This is a genomic window from Rickettsiales bacterium, from assembly GCA_035765535.1.
In the GTDB taxonomy this organism is placed as follows: Bacteria; Pseudomonadota; Alphaproteobacteria; order Rickettsiales; family JABCZZ01; genus JABCZZ01.
Genome location: DASTXE010000003.1, coordinates 154,325 through 171,123, shown reverse-complemented (window position 1 = coordinate 171,123; position 16,799 = coordinate 154,325). Strand labels below are relative to the sequence as shown.

Below are 16,799 nucleotides of genomic sequence, written 5' to 3'. Positions count from 1 at the left end.
ACCCGATTGCGGCATGCGTGTCAAACATTCAAGCCCTTTGCTTTTGACCGGCAAGTAACCGATTGTGAAATCGCGGTGTATGCGGTATTATAAAAGGACCATTTGCGGGGCGCCATGTCGAATGAATTTTATCCCTGGCTGAGTTCCTATCCTGAGAATATCCCATGGGACTGCTCCATGCCTGCTCGCCCGCTGTTCGACCTGCCGGATGAAGCGGCGCGAAAATATCCGAACGTTACCGCGATCGACTTTCTCGGAGCCAAAACAACTTACGCGGAGCTGGCTGCGAGCGTCGAGCGATTTGCCGCGAGCCTTCAGGCAATCGGCGTGGGAGAAGGTGTGCGCGTAGGCCTGTTCATGCCGAACTGCCCGCAATTCGTTATCAGCTACTACGCCATCCTGAAAGCAGGGGGCACGGTCGTCAATTACAATCCTCTTTATTCCGTGCCGGAAATCACGCACCAGATCAACGACTCTTCCACTTCCATCATGATTACGCTGGCGCTGGAAGCGCTCTATCCGAAAGTTGCGGCATGTCTTGGGAGAACCGCTTTACAGCGCATTATCGTCAGCCGCTTCGATGAGGTATTGTCACCTTTCAAAGCCCTTGCCTTCCGGTTCCTGCGGCGCAAAGACATTGCCCGTATTCCGCAGGACGAGCACCATTTAAGCTTTCGTGCGATGACCGTTCCCGGCGGCGCACCGCTGCGGCCCATCAGCATTCAGCCCGAACGCCATATCGCCGTGCTGCAATATACGGGAGGGACCACCGGCGTGCCCAAAGGTGCGGTGCTGACCCATGCCAATATTTATGCCAATACTGTGCAATGCGGCATGTGGTTTACGGGCCTGCGGCACGGCGAGGAAATTATCGTAGGCGCGCTGCCGCTGTTTCATGTCTTTGCGATGACAACGGTCATGAATCTGTCGCTGCATACCGGCTCGACCATGCTGCTGCATCCACGCTTTGTGCTGGAGAATATCCTGCGCGATGTGCATCGCAAGCGCCCGACACTCATGCCGGGGGTGCCCACCATGTTCGCCGCGATAAACAATTTTCCGAATATTGGGAAATACGATCTTTCCTCGCTGAAAATGTGTATCTCCGGCGGCGGTCCGCTGCCGCTTGAGGTTAAAGAAGTTTTCGAGGGTCGTACGGGCTGTAAGCTTGTGGAAGGCTATGGGCTCAGCGAAGCCTCCCCCGTGGCTGCCGCGAATCCGCTTTTCGGGGTGAATAAACCGGGCTCCATCGGCCTGCCTTTTCCGGCGACGGTGATGAAGATTACGGATCTTCAGGAACCAGGCAAAGACCTGCCTCCCAACACGGTCGGGGAGCTTTGTGTGCGCGGGCCACAGGTCATGCAGGGTTACCTGAACCAGCCGGAGGAAAGCGGCAAGGTGTTGCGCGACGGGTTCCTGCATACCGGCGATCTGGCTTATATGGATGCAGACGGATATTTCTTCGTGGTGGACAGGCTCAAGGAAATGATTATTTCCGGCGGATACAAGATTTATCCGCGCAATCTGGAAGAAATACTCTACCAGCACCCGGATATTCTGGAGGCCGCCGTGATCGGCGTCCACCACCCGCAGCGCGTGCAGGAACCCAAAGTTTTCATCGTCATGAAGGAAGGCCGCACCCTTACGGAAGAAGCGCTGCGCAGTCACTTGAAGGACAAAGTTTCCGCCTACGCCATGCCGCATTTATTCGAATTTCGCACAACGCTCCCAAAATCGGCTATCGGCAAGATATTGAAAAAGATCCTCATTGAAGAAGAAAAAACCAAGCAAAAAAAGTGAGCACCAAACTTTAAACGCACGTACGGCACGCGTTCGACTCCCCACCGGGAAGAAGAACGCGTGCCGCGATCACGCACCGACGTGAAGCGTCAGCAGGGTTGCTGTTGCAGCCCTCCCTTCATGATCTTGCCACTTGCGGCATAGCCCATGTACAGGTTGTCCCCCATCCCGACCGGCTGGCCGTAGAAGACGGCGACCGTGACGATCTTGGCAGACACGCTCCCGTTGGCGTCCTTCACGAGCAGCGGCACGTCTCGCGCTCCCGGCTGGTTCGGGTCGTTCACGCCGGGCTTGTCGACCGAGTAGCCCTTGTAGGGGCCCGCGAGAGTCGCTGCGCCATCGCCGACCTCGTTCATGCCGGCGGTGTCGTAGGTGGTGTAGTCGGCGATGAGGTCGATGCTCCTCACGCCGCTGAACACACTGACCTTGAGAATCCCCGGCTGCCGCTCGACATTCCCGGGACGGGCCGCGATGACCTTACCCTCGGGCGTCTTGAAGCAGACCATCTCGTCTCCCTTGTTACCGCTGGAGACGAACTTGGGAACGATGACGGCGACGAAGGCGGAAAGCAGTACTCCTGCGATGAGCAGTGCCCGCATGCGCCTGCTGGACGGCAGTTTGATCCTGACCATCCTTAAGACTCCTAGTCTATCTGGCTACGCATTTCTGCGCAGCGTCCGAACTTGCTCTGAAAGCTTCCGCCTTCAGTAATAAGTTACTAGCTCCTCTCTTAAGAGGCAGTCCTCATTTAAGAACTGCAATGAGCAAAACATCTCTATTCTAGTGATTTTTAGCAGTGCTGTCATGTGAAAGCTTTATTTTCCTTCCATTTAAACTGTCACAAAAACTTCACTTTATGAACAGGTTAGCTTGGAATATAGTGAGTTCCAGTCAGCAATAGGAGGCCTATATGCCGCATTTCCCTGCCGTTGTCCGCCAGAAACTTTCCTCCATGGTACGCCGCAAGAAACGCTCGCTGGAGAAAATGCAGCGTCTTGGCATGGAGGAATATTTGCGCTCCAAGATCCGCGCTTATGCTTCCAGCCCCTCCATGGTGCGGCATTTCGAGCATGAACTTGCCATGCTTATGCACGGTTCGCATTAAGAGGGGTAGTACTGACGTTTCGTCCTAGCCCTTAAGCCTTTGATGCAAAATTTCCGTAATATTTTCGCGGCGGACTTCCTCCTGCACGCCGTCATCGAGATCCTTCATTACCACGATTCCACGGGTTAGCTCTTCGTCACCGATAATCAGAGCGATTTTCGCATGCGCTTTATCCGCTTTTTTCATACGGTTTTTCAGGTTACCCTTATAGCCCAACTCCACATGGAAGCCTTCACCGCGTAAATGGTCGGATAGGAAGATTGCTTCTTTTTCCGCCATTTCACCGAGCGGAATGATCGCTACCGGACGCACAGGCGGCGTAAAATTTGGGTGGCTTGCAAAATCCATCAGCGATACGAGGCGTTCGATCCCTGCCGCAAAGCCGATGCCCGGCGTGGGCTGGCCCCCCATAATTTCAATGAGACCGTCATAACGCCCACCTGCGAGCACTGTGCCTTGCGCGCCGAGCATATCGGTCGTGAACTCGAAGACGGTGTGATTATAATAATCCAACCCGCGTACGAGTCGCTCATTCGTGACATAATCAATGCCAAGTGCCGAAAGTCCTACTTTCACGGCAGAGTAATAGGCGGCTGCTTCAGGCGTCAGGTGATCGGCCATGCGCGGTGCATCCACGATGATACGACGATCTCCTTCATCCTTGGAATCCAGAATGCGCAACGGATTACGCTCCAGGCGCTTGCGGCTGTCTTCTGAAAGCTGCGCTTCATGCGCCTTGAAGAATTCCACCAGCGCAGCGCGGTAATTAGTGCGGCTTTGTGCATCGCCCAGCGTATTGATTTCCAGCTTTACCTTATCCCCGAGCCCGAGTATCGACAGGATACGCCATGCCATGGAGACGACTTCAATATCGCCCAGCGGTTCAGCCACGCCCAGCAACTCCGCACCTAGCTGATGGAACTGGCGTTGGCGGCCTTTCTGCGGACGCTCATAGCGGAAAGCGGGGCCGGAATAGAAGAATTTGAGCGGCAGCTGGTCCTGCAGATTGCCGGAAATGAACGCACGGGCGATGCTTGCGGTGAATTCGGGGCGCAGTGTAAGCTGCTCGCCGCCGCGATCCGTGAAGCTATAAGTTTCCTTTGTCACCACGTCGGACGTATCGCCCAATGTGCGGTGAAACACCTCGCTGAATTCAAACACAGGCGTGGCGATCTCCCCGTAACCATAACGTCTTGCCACGGCGAAAGCCTGGTCGATGACGAAACGGAACTTGCGGCAATCTTCACTCAATAAGTCATGGGTGCCGCGCACCGGCTGCAGTTTCTGGGACATTTTATCTCTCTGTTATTCTTCTTTTATTTCCTGATTATCCCGGATGAATCCAGTCTGCGCGACCGCAAACACCATTGTGAGGCCCAGGATGCCGAACACTTTAAAATCCACCCAGATGGGCGTGGGAACATTGCGCCAGACACATTCATTCAGCACCGCCATGCTCAGAAAGAACAGCCCCCAGCGGCGCGAAAGCGCAAGCCAGCCCTGCGGCGTGAGGCTAAAAGCCGATCCGAAGACATGTTTCAGCAATCCCTTTTTGGCCGCACAGCCTCCAAGCAGGATAGCCGCAAATACCAGATTCACCAGTGTCGGCTTGACCTTGATAAAGGTCTCATCATGCAGGTACAGGGTCAGGCCGCCGAAGATCGCCACGACGATTGCCGTAATCAGCGGAGCCAGCGCAATACGGCGCTCCACCACATAAATAATGGCGAGGGAAAGCAGCGTCAGCACAATAATCACTGTGGTTGCAGCGAACAGCCCATAGAGCTTATAAGCTGTAAAAAATGCAGCCAGCGGAGCAAGATCGAGGACAAGCTTCAGTTGTGGATTTAATGTCACTGTCAGATTATTCTTTCTTTTTTCGTGTCAGTTAAGTAATTATTTATCATTTCCGTGTAGTAAATACCAATACCGAATTAGCACTTTTTGAGATTGAGCACAAATATGAGTGGATTACAAGGCATCGAAACCAAAGTCCTGATTGTCGAGGACGAGGCCGCCATTGTCACGATGTTACGTTATAACCTGGAGCGTGAAGGCTTCACGGTCTATTACACCGGAGACGGCGATGAAGCCGTGGGCCTCGTAAAGGCACATCATCCGGACGTTATTGTGCTGGACTGGATGCTTCCGGGTATGTCCGGTATTGATATCTGTGCGGAACTGCGCCGCCAGGAAGAAACCAAGACGGTGCCGATCATCATGCTTTCCGCACGCGGCGAAGAAGGTGACCGTATTCGCGGTCTGGATGCCGGTGCCGACGATTATATGGTCAAACCGTTCTCGCCGAGCGAGCTGATCGCTCGTATCCGCGCGGTACTGCGCCGCCTGCGCCCCGCCCTTTCGGAAAAGGTGCTGACGTTCGGATCGCTGAAGATGGATATGGTCAGCCACCACGTGACCCGTGATGGCAAACCCGTACATTTAAGCCCGACGGAATTCAGCCTGCTGCGTTACCTGATGGAACATCCGGGAAGGGTATTTTCCCGCGAACAGCTGCTCGACGCTGTCTGGGGACATGATATTTATGTGGAACTGCGCACCGTGGACGTTCATATCCGCCGCCTGCGCAAAGGCCTCGCCAATGGCACCAACCAGCCGGAACTTGTGCGTACCGTGCGCTCGGCAGGTTATGCGCTGGAAGAAGTGCCTGTAGGCCAGCCGCAGGCTGAAGTGCCAGATTAGGAAGAGAATTTTTTAAGTGTAAGGGGGCGAGAAATCGCCCCCTTCGCTTACGCTTACCCCCTCGCTTCGCGGAGGCGTCGCACTTGCTCCTCCACGCATCCACGCAAGTTCTTGGTGAAGTGAAGCCAGCAGGCTGAACCCTTCAGTCTCCGAAGGCGTCAGGCTCATTGCGAAGGCCGGATGAGCCGGAGCAGGAGCAATCCAATAAGACTTCTTAACTAATCGCTTGCCACTTGTAGCAAAATCCTCTATAAAGCCCGTCCTTGTCTGATGGCCGGGTATTGGCATACCTTGGCGGTCACTGATTCAATTCTCTTTCTAAAGGATAGAAAAATGCCAAAGATCAAGACCAAAAGCGGCGCCAAGAAGCGCTTCTCCCTTACGGCTACCGGCAAAGTGAAAGCCGGCCAGGCTGGCAAACGCCACGGCATGGTAAAGCGCACGCAGCGCTTCATCCGCAATGCACGCGGCACCACGACGCTCTGCGATGCAGATGCAAAAGTGGTTATCAAAATGTTCCTGCCCAACGGCTAAGCGATAAAAGGAGAGAAAAATGGCACATGTTAAACGCGGCGTCACCACCCACGCTCGTCACAAAAAAGTCCTTAAAATGGCGAAAGGTTATCGTGACCGTTCGCATACCTGCTTCCGTGTAGCGATTGAAAAGGTCGAAAAAGGCCTCCAGTACGCTTACCGCGACCGTCGCGCTAAAAAGCGCACTTTCCGCGCTCTGTGGATCCAGCGTATCAACGCTGCGGTTCGCGAACACGGCCTGGTTTATTCCCAGTTCATCAACGGCCTGAACAAAGCCGCTATTGAAATGGACCGTAAAGTGCTGGCCGATATCGCCGTGCACCAGCCGGAAGCGTTCAAAGCAATCGTTGAGCAGGTTAAAACTGCGATCAAGGCTGCTTAAGTAATTTTTGGAGTGGATGCCGGCAACGCTGGCATCCACTTTAAGATTTCCCAAAGTTCACAGTTCTTGTGATCTTTTTCTGGATGCCGGGTTCACCGGCATAGCTCTATAAGATGTTATCCAGATGTCCGATTTAAAAGACCTCATCAATACCGTTCAAATTGCCATTAACAGCGCGGAAAGCTCCGCTGCACTCGAAGCATTGCGTGTTGAATATCTGGGCAAGAAGGGTATCTTCACCGAACAGCTTAAAACCCTCGGCGCATTGCCGCCGGAAGAACGTAAAGCGCGCGGACAGGCGCTGAACGAAGCCAAACAGCAGGTCACGACCGCGATTGAGGCCAAAGCCGAAGTGCTGAAACTTTCCGAAATCAACGCACGCCTTGCGACCGAATGGGCTGACGTTACGCTTGCGCCGCGCCCGGAAAACAAAGGCTATATCCACCCGATTTCGCGCGTGCTGGAAGAAATCACCGCGATCTTTGCCGCGCAGGGGTTTGCCTCCGCATACGGCCCGGAAATCGAAGATGACTATCATAATTTCACAGCGCTGAACTTTCCGGAAAACCATCCTGCCCGCCAGATGCATGATACGTTCTTTATAGACGCCAGCGCGTACGGCCAAACGGGCAGCGACAAAGTTCTCCTGCGCACACACACCTCGCCTGTACAGATCCGCACGATGCAGGCCGGTAAGCCGCCGTTCCGTTTCATCGCGCCCGGCAAGACCTTCCGCTGCGACTCCGACCTTACCCACACGCCGATGTTCCATCAGGTGGAGGGATTCTGCGTCGGCAAAGATATTAATATGGGCCACCTGAAAGGCTGCATCGAATCCTTCCTACGTGAATTCTTTGAACTCGATAAAGTACCTGTACGCTTCCGTCCGAGCTTCTTCCCGTTCACGGAACCTTCTGCTGAAGTGGATATCGGCTGCGCGCGCAGCCGCGAATCCATCAAGATCGGTGCGGGTGAAGACTGGCTGGAAGTCATGGGCTGCGGTATGATCCATCCCAACGTGCTGCGCAACTGCAATATCGATCCGGATGAATGGCAGGGCTTTGCCTTCGGCATGGGCGTAGAGCGCCTCGCGATGCTTAAATATGGCATCCCCGACCTGCGCACCTTCTTTGAATCCGATATTCGCTGGCTCAGGCATTACGGCTTCTCGCCGCTGGGAGACGCTGCATGAAATTTACGCTGAAATGGCTCAAAGAACATCTGGACACGAGCGCCACGATCAAGCAGATCACCGACACGCTGACCGCCATCGGCCTGGAAGTGGAACAGGTGACGGATAATTCCGCTGCGCTGAAAGACTTTATCGTTGCCGAGATCAAGGAAGCTGTGCAGCACCCGAATGCCGACAAACTGCGTGTCTGCCAGGTCAATGACGGAAGTTCCGTGCGCCAGGTGGTCTGCGGTGCGCCCAATGCGCGCGCTGGCATCAAGGTCGTGCTGGCGACGGAAGGCGTGAAAGTACCCGCTAACGGTATGGTGATTAAAAAGTCCGCCATACGCGGTGTGGAAAGCAACGGCATGCTTTGCTCGGCAAGTGAGCTGGGATTAAGCGAAGACAGCGAAGGTATTATAGAACTGCCTGCAGCTGCCGTTCCCGGCGCTTCACTGGTGGCTACGCTCGGTCTCGACGATCCCACCATCGAAATCGCTATCACGCCGAATCGCGCTGACTGCCTTGGCGTGCATGGTGTTGCACGAGACCTCGCAGCAGCCGGTCTTGGCACGTTGAAAGATGAGAAGCATGCTTCCGCTGCTTTCACTGGAAACGGCGCTTCGCCCATTACCGTTACTCTTGCAACGCCCGCTTGCCCGCTCTTCATCGGCTGTTATATTAAAGGTGTCAAAAACGGTCCAAGCCCCGAATGGTTGCAGCAGCGGTTGAAAGCCATCGGCCTGCGCCCGATCTCTGCACTCGTGGATATCACCAATTACATGACGTTCACCTATGGCCGTCCGCTGCATGTGTTCGATGCAAAGAAGCTCAAGGGCAACATCACCGTGCGCTACGCGAAAGACGGTGAAAAGCTTGCCGCGCTGAACGACAAAGAATACAGCCTCACATCCGATATGGTCGCCGTATGCGATGAAAGCGGCGTCGTGGGACTTGGCGGTATTATCGGCGGCACGGCAACCGGTTGCTCGGATGACACCACGGATGTGTTCCTTGAAGCCGCGCTTTTCGACCCCATTCATGTTGCCTCCACCGGCCGCGCACTGGCCATTGATTCCGACGCACGCTACCGTTTCGAGCGCGGTGTAGACCCGGAATTCGTGCAGAAAGGCGCTGAAATCGCCGTTGCGATGATCCTTGAATTATGTGGCGGCGCAGCCAGCAATCTTACCATTGCCGGAGCTGTTCCGCAGTGGAAGCGCGACGTAACTTTCGCTTACGACAAAATCGCATCGCTCGGCGGAATGGAAATGCCAAAAGATAAAGCCATTTCCATCCTGAACGCGCTTGGTTTCACCGTGCAGGGCGACAAAGCTTCTGTGCCCTCTTGGCGTGCCGATATTGACGGCCCTGCCGATCTGGTGGAAGAAGTCATCCGTATCGCCGGCTATGATGCCATCCCTTCCCGCACACTCCCGCCCGCGCAGAGCAAGCCGCCCGTACAGCGCGCTTCTGTCGTGCGCAAGACGCTTGCCGCCACAGGCATGACGGAAGTCTGCAGCTGGGCTTTTCTGCCGGAAGCACAAGCCAAGCAATTCGCTGCCAAAGACCGTGCGCCCATCAAGCTGCTGAATCCAATCAGCGCCGATCTCGATGCGATGCGCCCGAACCTGTTGCCGAACCTGCTTTCCGCACTTGCACGCAATACGGCACGTGGATTCGCATCGCTCGCTTTGTTTGAAACCGGCAATGTATTTGAAGGTATTACCCCGCAAGGTCATGTTTCCATGGCGGCCGGCATCCGTTCAGGCGACGCTATCATTCGCAATCCTTTAAGCAGTACACGCACCGTTGATCTCTTTGATGCAAAGGCCGATCTCTTTACCGCTCTGGAAGCGTGCGGACTGAATCCTGCCAAGCTACAGGTAGACCGCAATGTTCCTGCCTGGTATCACCCCAGCCGCTCGGGCCGTATTTCATTAGGCGGAAAAGTGACACTCGGTTACTTTGGGGAACTGCATCCGCTGACACTAGCTTCGTTCGATATTAAGGGCTCTGTTGCTGCGTTTGAATTGCTGCTGGACAATGTGCCCACGCCGAAGGCCAAAGGCAAAGCTAAGCCTGCCCTGACGGTTTCCAACTTCCAGGCTACGCAGCGCGACTTTGCGTTCATTGCCGATGCACGCACCAGCGCCGCCGATATCATTAAAGCCATCGAAAGTGCGGACAAGCAATTGATTCAGTCGGTCGATATTTTCGATATCTATAGCGGCAAGGGTGTTGAGGAAGGCAAGAAGTCCATTGCGGTTTCCGTTACGCTGCAGGCTGCCGACCGGACGCTGTCGGACAAAGAGATCACGGATATTTCGCAGAAGATCCTGCAGGCGGCGCAAGCGCTCGGGCTTAGCTTACGCAGTTAGGCCAGTTGCTCAAGGCAATTTCCACCACCTGTTTGAGCCGTTTTCTGCTCACACCGCTTTTGGCCTGCACTGCAAGCCCGCTATTGAGCGTCATGAGATAGCAAGCCAATGCGGCTGGGTCAGCGTCTTGCGGCAGGTCACCTTCCTTCTTAGCTTTTTTGAATCGCTCACACAGCCATTGTTCCGCCATATTGCGCATATCGCTGACCTGGGCGCGAATTGCCTCGGATTCGGGACTGGTTACCAGTGCCCCCTGCACCACAAGGCAGCCGTTCGGATGGTCGCGCTTGGTGACGAGCTCTACCTCCTCTTCCAGCATTTTGCGCGCGACATCATATGCGGTTTTCTGGGCAAGCACTTCGGGATAAAAAGCGCAATGCATATCCCCGTAACGCTTTATGGCTTCTATAAATAAGGCTTCCTTGCTGCCGAACGCTGCGTAAAGACTGGGAGGGTTTATGCCTATTGCTTCCGCAAGCCGTGCTACGGAAGTTCCCTCATAACCATGCTGCCAGAACAGCTTTAACGCTATATCCAGCGCCGCTTCCCGCTCAAACTTCCGTGGCCTTCCTGAACGCATACTTCAAAAACCGTATGTCCTATTTATGTTCAGCCTATTAACATTGACAACGCTTTTCAAGACATATATAGCGATCACTACAATAATATCGTTTCAACCTCTTATACCGGAGAAGCCTATGCTTAAAGTTCTCGCCGTTATCGCTGCTGTCTGCGTTGTGTTCGCAGCCGCTGTTTCCATGCAGCCTGATGAGTTCCGTGTTTCACGCACGGCAACCATTTCCGCCCCCGCCAATATCGTTTTTGATCTGGTGAACAATCAGCATGCATGGGCAAGCTGGTCGCCATGGGCAAAACTCGATCCCAACGCTACCTTTACGTATGAAGGCCCGGATGCAGGCGTAGGCTCCACGGCAAAATGGTCCGGCAATAACCAGGTTGGCGCGGGCAGTAGCACCATTACTGAAAGCACTCCCAGCGCACTGGTGAAGTTCAAGCTCGACTTCGAAAAGCCGATGAAGGGAACCGATACCGCTCAGTTCGACTTTAAGCCGGCAGGCGACAAGACTGAAGTGACCTGGAGCATGTACGGCGAGAACAGCTTTATGGGTAAAGCCATGAACCTGGTATTCCACTGCCAGAAAATGGTGGGCGATCAGTTCGATGAAGGCCTCGCTAACCTGGATAAAGTAGCCCAGGAAAAAGCCAAGGCTGTGCAGGCCCAGGCGCCTGCTCCCGCTGCTGCGGCTCCTGCTGCAACCGCGCCTTCTGCTGCTGCTCCGGCACCCGCTGTAACTCCGGCTCCTGCCACTGCAGCACCGGGACAAGCACCTGCAGCTGCTCCGGCGCAACCTGCCCCGGCCCCCGCGCAATAACATTTGAGCAATGCGGATACAAGACGGGCTCCTTCACTGAAGGAGCCCGTTTTTATGAGTAGTGATTATTGAAAGCGAAATGACAGTGCGCAGTTCATACCACTGCCACCGTTCTGGTTTATGGAATACTGGCTGAGTGTGGTGTCGAAGCAGGTTGTGCTGCTCGGCGCGGCTAATGCAATCGGGGCGAATATGCCGTTGCCCGTGGAGAAAAACGCCACCACATTACCGCTCAGCGGTTTACCGTCATCGAGTTTCTTGTCGATATTATAGGCCTGCAGCACCGTAAGGCCTGCATTGGACATCATCGTCCATCCATTGCCGGAAGTGCCTGTTACCCGTGAGATGCCGAACCAGTTATCGGAGTTCACCGGATACGTTATGGCTGTGGAAGAATCGCTTGTGTATCTGGCCGCGGGTACTGAATCGCCAGTATAGGCATAAACATAATTACCATTGCCTACTTTAGCGGCTGGAATGAAATTGCCTACGGCATAAGCTCCGGTCGACAATGAAATCTGTGTGGTATCGGTAATGCTGCAATTGCGCACCGCACCGCCGCCGGAAGGAAAAGCGCCATCCACGAGACTGGCCTGTGACAAATCTTCCCAGAATAATTCCGTTTCACCAATGAACTGATCCTGATTCGTCGTCCAGCCTCCGGGATAGCCTTCCAGAAGGCCATTGCCATCGCGCCTTGCCTGTCCACCGTCACATGAGCCGGTCTGGAAGCCGAAACTTGTAGCGAGGCTGAGCGACAAATCGCCCGGTATGCCACCATACTTGCCTTGGAATGCGCGCACAGCCGTATTATATTTTTCGATCTGGGCAATCTGCGCACGGTTGGCGGCTGCCTCAATCAGGTCTCGCCCCGTCAGAACGCCGCCGACAATCAGCCCGATAATCACGAGCACAATACTCAATTCGATTAAGGTAAACCCACGGGTGGTCTGAACAGGCATATTTCTCAAAGCTTAAGTAGCGAATTCTCTATTATACGCATCTTTATTGGCCCAATCCAATACAAATCTAAGGTTGTATAGCAACTTACGGAACAACTGTGATTTTTAGCGCATGAAATGCAGCGCTATGAACGCTGCCAGCGCTATCCACCCCAGCAACAGCCATTGACGATGGAATGCCCGCCTCTGCGCCGCCATATGCTCTCTTAGCCCTTCCCCGGCATTTATACGTGCCAATGTGGCCTCCGCCCGGCTTACCAGGGTAGGAAGAGTTCTAAACAGTGCAACGCCGTCATTCAGGTGCTCTTTTATCCGTGCCCGCGCACCGAGGTTTTCCTTCGCCCAATGTTCAATCAAAGGCTGCACGACCTGCCACATATTGACTTCCGGGTTCAGCATACGCCCCACCCCTTCGGTCAGCATCATGTTCTTCTGCAGCAGCAGCAGGTGGGGCTGCGCTTCCATCTCGAATGTCTCTGCCGTGGTAAATAGCTGACCGAGCAGGCGGGCCACGGAAATCTCGCTGAGTTTGCGGCCGATAATCGGCTTGGTAATTGCCATCATCGCCAGTGCGAAACTTTCCACGGATTTATGCGGCGGCACAAAACCCGCGTCGAAATGCACCTTTGCGAGGTTATAGTAATCTTCCGTCAGGAAACCGTGCAGGATCTGGGCAAGATAGATGCGGCTCCTCTGGTCGATACGCCCCATAATGCCGAAATCCACCACCGCAATGCGTCCGTTTGGCAGCACGAACATATTGCCCGGATGCATATCCGCATGGAAATAGCCGTCACGGAAGACCTGGTTGAAGAAACTGACTGCGGCGATATCCACGAGCTTCGCCGGATCGTGACCTGCGGCCTGCAACGCCGCCACGTCGCTGATGGGGATGCCGCGGATGCGCTCGATTGTCAGCACGCGGTGGCCTGTATAGTTCCAGTGGATATTCGGCACGTAAAGATCCGTGGGACCTTTGAGATTATTTTTCAGCTCCACAGCCGCAGCAGCCTCGAAGCGCAAATCCAGCTCGAAGCGGATCATATCCTCGAAAGTACGCGCGACTTCCGCCAGCTTGAAGCGCAGCAGCGATGGAAACCCATATTCCACAAGATCGGCCATCCAGTAGAGCAGCGAGACATCGCGCGCGAATGCTTCCTCGATATTCGGACGCAGGATCTTTACAGCTACCTCCTGCCCGTCATGTAGCGTCGCAAAATGTACCTGCGCAATCGAAGCAGCCGCAGCCGGCGCATCGTCGAATGTAGCAAACAGCTCGCCTGTCTTCCTGCCCAGCTGCTCTTCAATGATCTGATGCACCTGCGCGCTCGGGAATGGCGGCACGCGGTCCTGCAATTCCGTAAGTGCAAGCGCCACGTCCTGTCCGATCAGGTCCGAACGCGTAGACAGGATCTGGCCGAGCTTGATGAAAGTCGGCCCGAGCTGTTCCAGCGCGCGCGCAAAACGTTTACCCTTCTCAAAGCTTGGCTCGCCGCGCCAGATAAACAGTGCATTGTGACGCACAAGCGTCAGCACAATCACCAGCAGGCGTGAAGTATTTTTGATCGTCCTGAACAGCATTATATCTTATACCCTGAATGAATAGCGACCGCGCCGCCTGCGAGATTGACATAGCGCACCTGCTCGAACCCTGCTTCGCGGATCATCTGCGAGAATGTGCCTTGCGTCGGGAAGCGGCGGATACTTTCCACGAGATACTGGTACGGTTCCGCCTTGCCTGCGATTAATTTGCCCATCTTTGGAATCAGGCCAAATGAATAGGCATCGTAAGCTTTAGCGAGTAGAGGATGCGTGACATGGCTGAATTCCAGGCACATGAACCGCCCGCCCGGCGCCAGTACACGGTGCGCCTCGCTTAGCACTTTGTCGATATGCGTTACGTTACGAATCCCGAACGCAATCGTATAGAGATTAAAGCTGCTTGCGGGCAGCGGAAGATTCTCCGCATCCGCGCAGAGGAACTCGATGCCTTTCAGACGGTTTGCGTTATCGGCGCGTGCGCGGCCTTCGGTCAGCATTGCCTCGTTGATGTCGCATACCGTTACGCTTTCCGCGCCTTTATCCAACAGCCGGAACGCGATATCACCCGTGCCGCCCGCCACATCCAGGCAACGCAGGTTAGGGCGCATATCCACCATACCGACAAACTCGCGTTTCCAAAGGCGGTGTGCGCCGAAGCTCATCGCATCGTTCATAATGTCGTAACGCGACGCAACGCTGTCGAACACGTCGCGCACGAGGGAAGATTTTTCCTCTTCGGCAACCGTCTTGAACCCGAAATGCGTATTGCTCATTTTATCGCCTCAATCACTGTTGATTCCGTCAGCACCTGCGGCAGCACGACCGGCTCTTTTCCGCCTGCGGGATAATACACATAAATCGGCACACCCGCCCTGCCGAAGGATTGCAGATAGGATGTAATATCCTTATCCCCGTTCGTCCAGTCCGCTACCATATACACGATCTGCCGCTTTGCAAACGCTTCCTGCACTTTACGCGAGGAGAGCGCCACGCTTTCGTTGACTTTACAGGTGATGCACCAGTCCGCCGTCGCATCCACAAACACCGCCTTACCTTCACCACGCAATTCTGCCAGATGCGCAGGTGAAAATTTTTCCACTTCCGTTTTCGGCTTGCCGCCGGACGTGGAGACTTGCGCAAATCCGATTACCAGCAGCAGCGACGCGATGCCGACCAGCAGCCCCAGAAGCGTGGTAAACCGTGCTTCCAGCTTACCCAGCCATAAGGCAAATGTCAGGAATACGTTAATCAGCAAAGCCATGAACACTGCGCTTAAGCCTGCCTCACGCCCTAATACCCATAATAGCCAGAGCGCTCCCAGATACATGGGAAATGCTGTTGCCTGCCGGAAGGTCAGCATCCACAGGCCGGGCTTTGGCAATAATGTCGCGAGCCTTGGAAACAGGCTCAGCAGTAGGAACGGCATAGCGAGCCCCGCCCCCATGCCTGTGAATATTGTCATAATGACCGGAAGCGGTTGCGTAAACGCGAATCCTACGGCAGTCGCCATAAACGGTGCAGTGCAGGGTGTAGCCACCATAACGGCCAGCACTCCTGTGATGAAGCTACCTGTCAGGCTTTGCTTGCCTGCCGCATACCCCCCGACATTGCCAAACAGTGAAGGCAACTCAAAGAAGCCGGACAGGTTCAGCCCGACGAGGAAGAACACAATCGCCAGCACGAACACAAAGACCGGCGACTGCATCTGGTACCCCCAGCCAATAGCGCGGCCGCTTTCGCGCACAGCAATGAGTATGCCCGCCAGTGCAAGGAAGCTTAAGATTACGCCTGCCGTATAGGCAAGGCCATGCAGCCGCACCTGAGTTGCATTCTTTTCCGCTTTCTTTGCTACGGCCAGCGCTTTGAGCGCCAGGATGGGGAACACGCAAGGCATCAGGTTCAGGATCAGTCCGCCCAGCAGCGCAAACAATACCGCGCTTAAAACGCCATCCGTATTGTGTACGACTGGTGCCGCTGCGCCGCGTTTAAAGCTTATCGCTATGTTCTTATGCTCGCCGTTTTTCATCACCAGCGAGACGAGACCGCGCACGTCCTCCGGCAGCGTACCTTTTTCCGCTGCGATGCTGAAAGAGACAGCACCGCCTGCAATATCCACCTGCTGCGGCGCATTATTCGGAATGAAGCCTTGCGTTTCCGGCAGGAACTGAGCGGAATCGACAGCACCTGTTTCCGTGCCCTGCAGCGGCACACGTATATGCACCTGTTTGTCCTGCACGCTATATTGCAGCGGCTCACCTTCATACGGCACAGGAATAGTGCGCGCCACGTCCGCAATGATCTGGGCATCCTTCCCCGGCACATCTTCCATGACGGGTGTTTCCGGCAGGCTCAGGGAGAAAGAACCGGAATCGGGAATGCAGACATCCTTGCACACGAGCCAGCGCGCTTTGAGCATGAAGATGGCAATCGTATTGGCGCTTAATATCTGCGGCGCCGTCATCGGCACAAGGAGCCAGGCTTCGTCATTATAGCCGTAATCTACCATGCCCGCTTCTTCCATGCGAGTGGGCGCAGGGAATTGGGGCTCACCGGCAGTAAATCCCTTTGGCAGTGTCCAATTCAGTTCCGGCGCCATGCCGGAATCGCCCGGATTCTTCCAATAGGTGTGCCAGCCCGGCTGCATTTTCAGGTGGAGCGCCACCGTGAATTTCTGCCCGGCATGGATCGTATCCGCGCTGCTTACGAGCGCGCCTTCGGTGTGGCTGGCGGGCGGTTCGGCACGGCACGGCTCATGCAACAATGCCAGCGCGAATAGTGCAACGAGGATGATGTTTCTTACCATCTGCATAACTCCTCCCGGCTTG

Annotated in this window: 17 protein-coding genes; 8 read left to right on the top strand and 9 right to left on the bottom strand. The window is 54.9% G+C overall.

Annotated features, from left to right (window positions below):
* The first annotated feature begins 114 nt into the window (after positions 1 to 114).
* Entirely contained in the window at positions 115 to 1,800 is a 1,686-nt protein-coding gene (locus VFT64_03805) for a long-chain fatty acid--CoA ligase (GenBank protein HEU5046947.1), read from the top strand.
* 89 nt (positions 1,801 to 1,889) lie between these two features.
* Here VFT64_03805 and VFT64_03800 read toward each other — a convergent pair whose 3' ends face one another.
* Positions 1,890 to 2,432: a hypothetical protein gene (locus VFT64_03800; protein ID HEU5046946.1), complete on the bottom strand. Its 543-nt coding sequence runs from the start codon at positions 2,430 to 2,432 to the stop codon at positions 1,890 to 1,892.
* A gap of 278 nt (positions 2,433 to 2,710) precedes the next feature.
* Between VFT64_03800 and VFT64_03795 the strand changes: the two genes are divergently transcribed.
* Positions 2,711 to 2,905 carry a hypothetical protein gene (locus tag VFT64_03795; protein ID HEU5046945.1) on the top strand — a complete coding sequence of 65 codons (195 nt, stop codon included), beginning with the start codon at positions 2,711 to 2,713 and terminating at the stop codon, positions 2,903 to 2,905.
* A gap of 24 nt (positions 2,906 to 2,929) precedes the next feature.
* Here VFT64_03795 and hisS read toward each other — a convergent pair whose 3' ends face one another.
* Together hisS and VFT64_03785 are read right to left on the bottom strand one after the other, a co-directional pair.
* The gene (gene hisS, locus VFT64_03790) at positions 2,930 to 4,198 is read right to left on the bottom strand and encodes a histidine--tRNA ligase (GenBank protein ID HEU5046944.1); all 1,269 of its coding nucleotides are present in this window, start codon (positions 4,196 to 4,198) and stop codon (positions 2,930 to 2,932) included.
* Positions 4,199 to 4,210: 12 nt separating this feature from the next.
* The gene (locus tag VFT64_03785; protein HEU5046943.1) at positions 4,211 to 4,762 is read right to left on the bottom strand and encodes a septation protein A; all 552 of its coding nucleotides are present in this window, start codon (positions 4,760 to 4,762) and stop codon (positions 4,211 to 4,213) included.
* Between the two features lie 105 nt (positions 4,763 to 4,867).
* Between VFT64_03785 and phoB the strand changes: the two genes are divergently transcribed.
* Positions 4,868 to 5,608 (top strand): phosphate regulon transcriptional regulator PhoB, encoded by a 741-nt coding sequence (phoB, locus tag VFT64_03780; GenBank protein HEU5046942.1) that lies wholly within the window; start codon positions 4,868 to 4,870, stop codon positions 5,606 to 5,608.
* 12 nt (positions 5,609 to 5,620) lie between these two features.
* Here the strand turns inward: phoB and VFT64_03775 are convergent, their stop codons facing one another.
* The gene (locus VFT64_03775; GenBank protein HEU5046941.1) at positions 5,621 to 5,896 is read right to left on the bottom strand and encodes a hypothetical protein; all 276 of its coding nucleotides are present in this window, start codon (positions 5,894 to 5,896) and stop codon (positions 5,621 to 5,623) included.
* A gap of 45 nt (positions 5,897 to 5,941) precedes the next feature.
* Between VFT64_03775 and rpmI the strand changes: the two genes are divergently transcribed.
* From rpmI to pheT, 4 genes are all read left to right on the top strand, one after another.
* Positions 5,942 to 6,142, top strand: coding sequence for a 50S ribosomal protein L35 (rpmI, locus tag VFT64_03770; protein ID HEU5046940.1), 201 nt, complete (start codon positions 5,942 to 5,944; stop codon positions 6,140 to 6,142).
* 19 nt (positions 6,143 to 6,161) lie between these two features.
* The gene (gene rplT, locus VFT64_03765; protein HEU5046939.1) at positions 6,162 to 6,524 is read left to right on the top strand and encodes a 50S ribosomal protein L20; all 363 of its coding nucleotides are present in this window, start codon (positions 6,162 to 6,164) and stop codon (positions 6,522 to 6,524) included.
* A 124-nt stretch (positions 6,525 to 6,648) separates the two neighbouring features.
* Entirely contained in the window at positions 6,649 to 7,716 is a 1,068-nt protein-coding gene (gene pheS / locus VFT64_03760) for a phenylalanine--tRNA ligase subunit alpha (protein HEU5046938.1), read from the top strand.
* Positions 7,713 to 10,076: a phenylalanine--tRNA ligase subunit beta gene (gene pheT / locus VFT64_03755; GenBank protein HEU5046937.1), complete on the top strand. Its 2,364-nt coding sequence runs from the start codon at positions 7,713 to 7,715 to the stop codon at positions 10,074 to 10,076. The genes pheS and pheT overlap by 4 nt, the downstream gene beginning before the upstream one ends.
* Here the strand turns inward: pheT and VFT64_03750 are convergent.
* A complete protein-coding gene (locus VFT64_03750) occupies positions 10,060 to 10,656 on the bottom strand; it encodes a TetR/AcrR family transcriptional regulator (protein HEU5046936.1) in 597 nt (198 codons plus the stop codon). The two genes, pheT and VFT64_03750, sit on opposite strands and share 17 nt — an antisense overlap.
* Positions 10,657 to 10,774: 118 nt before the next feature.
* Between VFT64_03750 and VFT64_03745 the strand changes: the two genes are divergently transcribed.
* The gene (locus VFT64_03745) at positions 10,775 to 11,470 is read left to right on the top strand and encodes an SRPBCC family protein (GenBank protein HEU5046935.1); all 696 of its coding nucleotides are present in this window, start codon (positions 10,775 to 10,777) and stop codon (positions 11,468 to 11,470) included.
* A gap of 65 nt (positions 11,471 to 11,535) precedes the next feature.
* On the opposite strand, the gene VFT64_03740 is transcribed toward VFT64_03745, so the two are convergent.
* From VFT64_03740 to VFT64_03725, 4 genes are all read right to left on the bottom strand, one after another.
* Positions 11,536 to 12,432, bottom strand: coding sequence for a prepilin-type N-terminal cleavage/methylation domain-containing protein (locus VFT64_03740; protein HEU5046934.1), 897 nt, complete (start codon positions 12,430 to 12,432; stop codon positions 11,536 to 11,538).
* Positions 12,433 to 12,537: 105 nt separating this feature from the next.
* A complete protein-coding gene (gene ubiB / locus VFT64_03735) occupies positions 12,538 to 14,013 on the bottom strand; it encodes a 2-polyprenylphenol 6-hydroxylase (GenBank protein HEU5046933.1) in 1,476 nt (491 codons plus the stop codon).
* Complete coding sequence (gene ubiE / locus VFT64_03730) at positions 14,013 to 14,747, bottom strand: bifunctional demethylmenaquinone methyltransferase/2-methoxy-6-polyprenyl-1,4-benzoquinol methylase UbiE (GenBank protein HEU5046932.1); 735 nt, start codon at positions 14,745 to 14,747, stop codon at positions 14,013 to 14,015. Before ubiE ends, ubiB begins: the two co-directional genes overlap by 1 nt.
* Entirely contained in the window at positions 14,744 to 16,783 is a 2,040-nt protein-coding gene (locus VFT64_03725; GenBank protein HEU5046931.1) for a protein-disulfide reductase DsbD domain-containing protein, read from the bottom strand. The genes ubiE and VFT64_03725 overlap by 4 nt, the downstream gene beginning before the upstream one ends.
* Positions 16,784 to 16,799 lie beyond the last annotated feature (16 nt).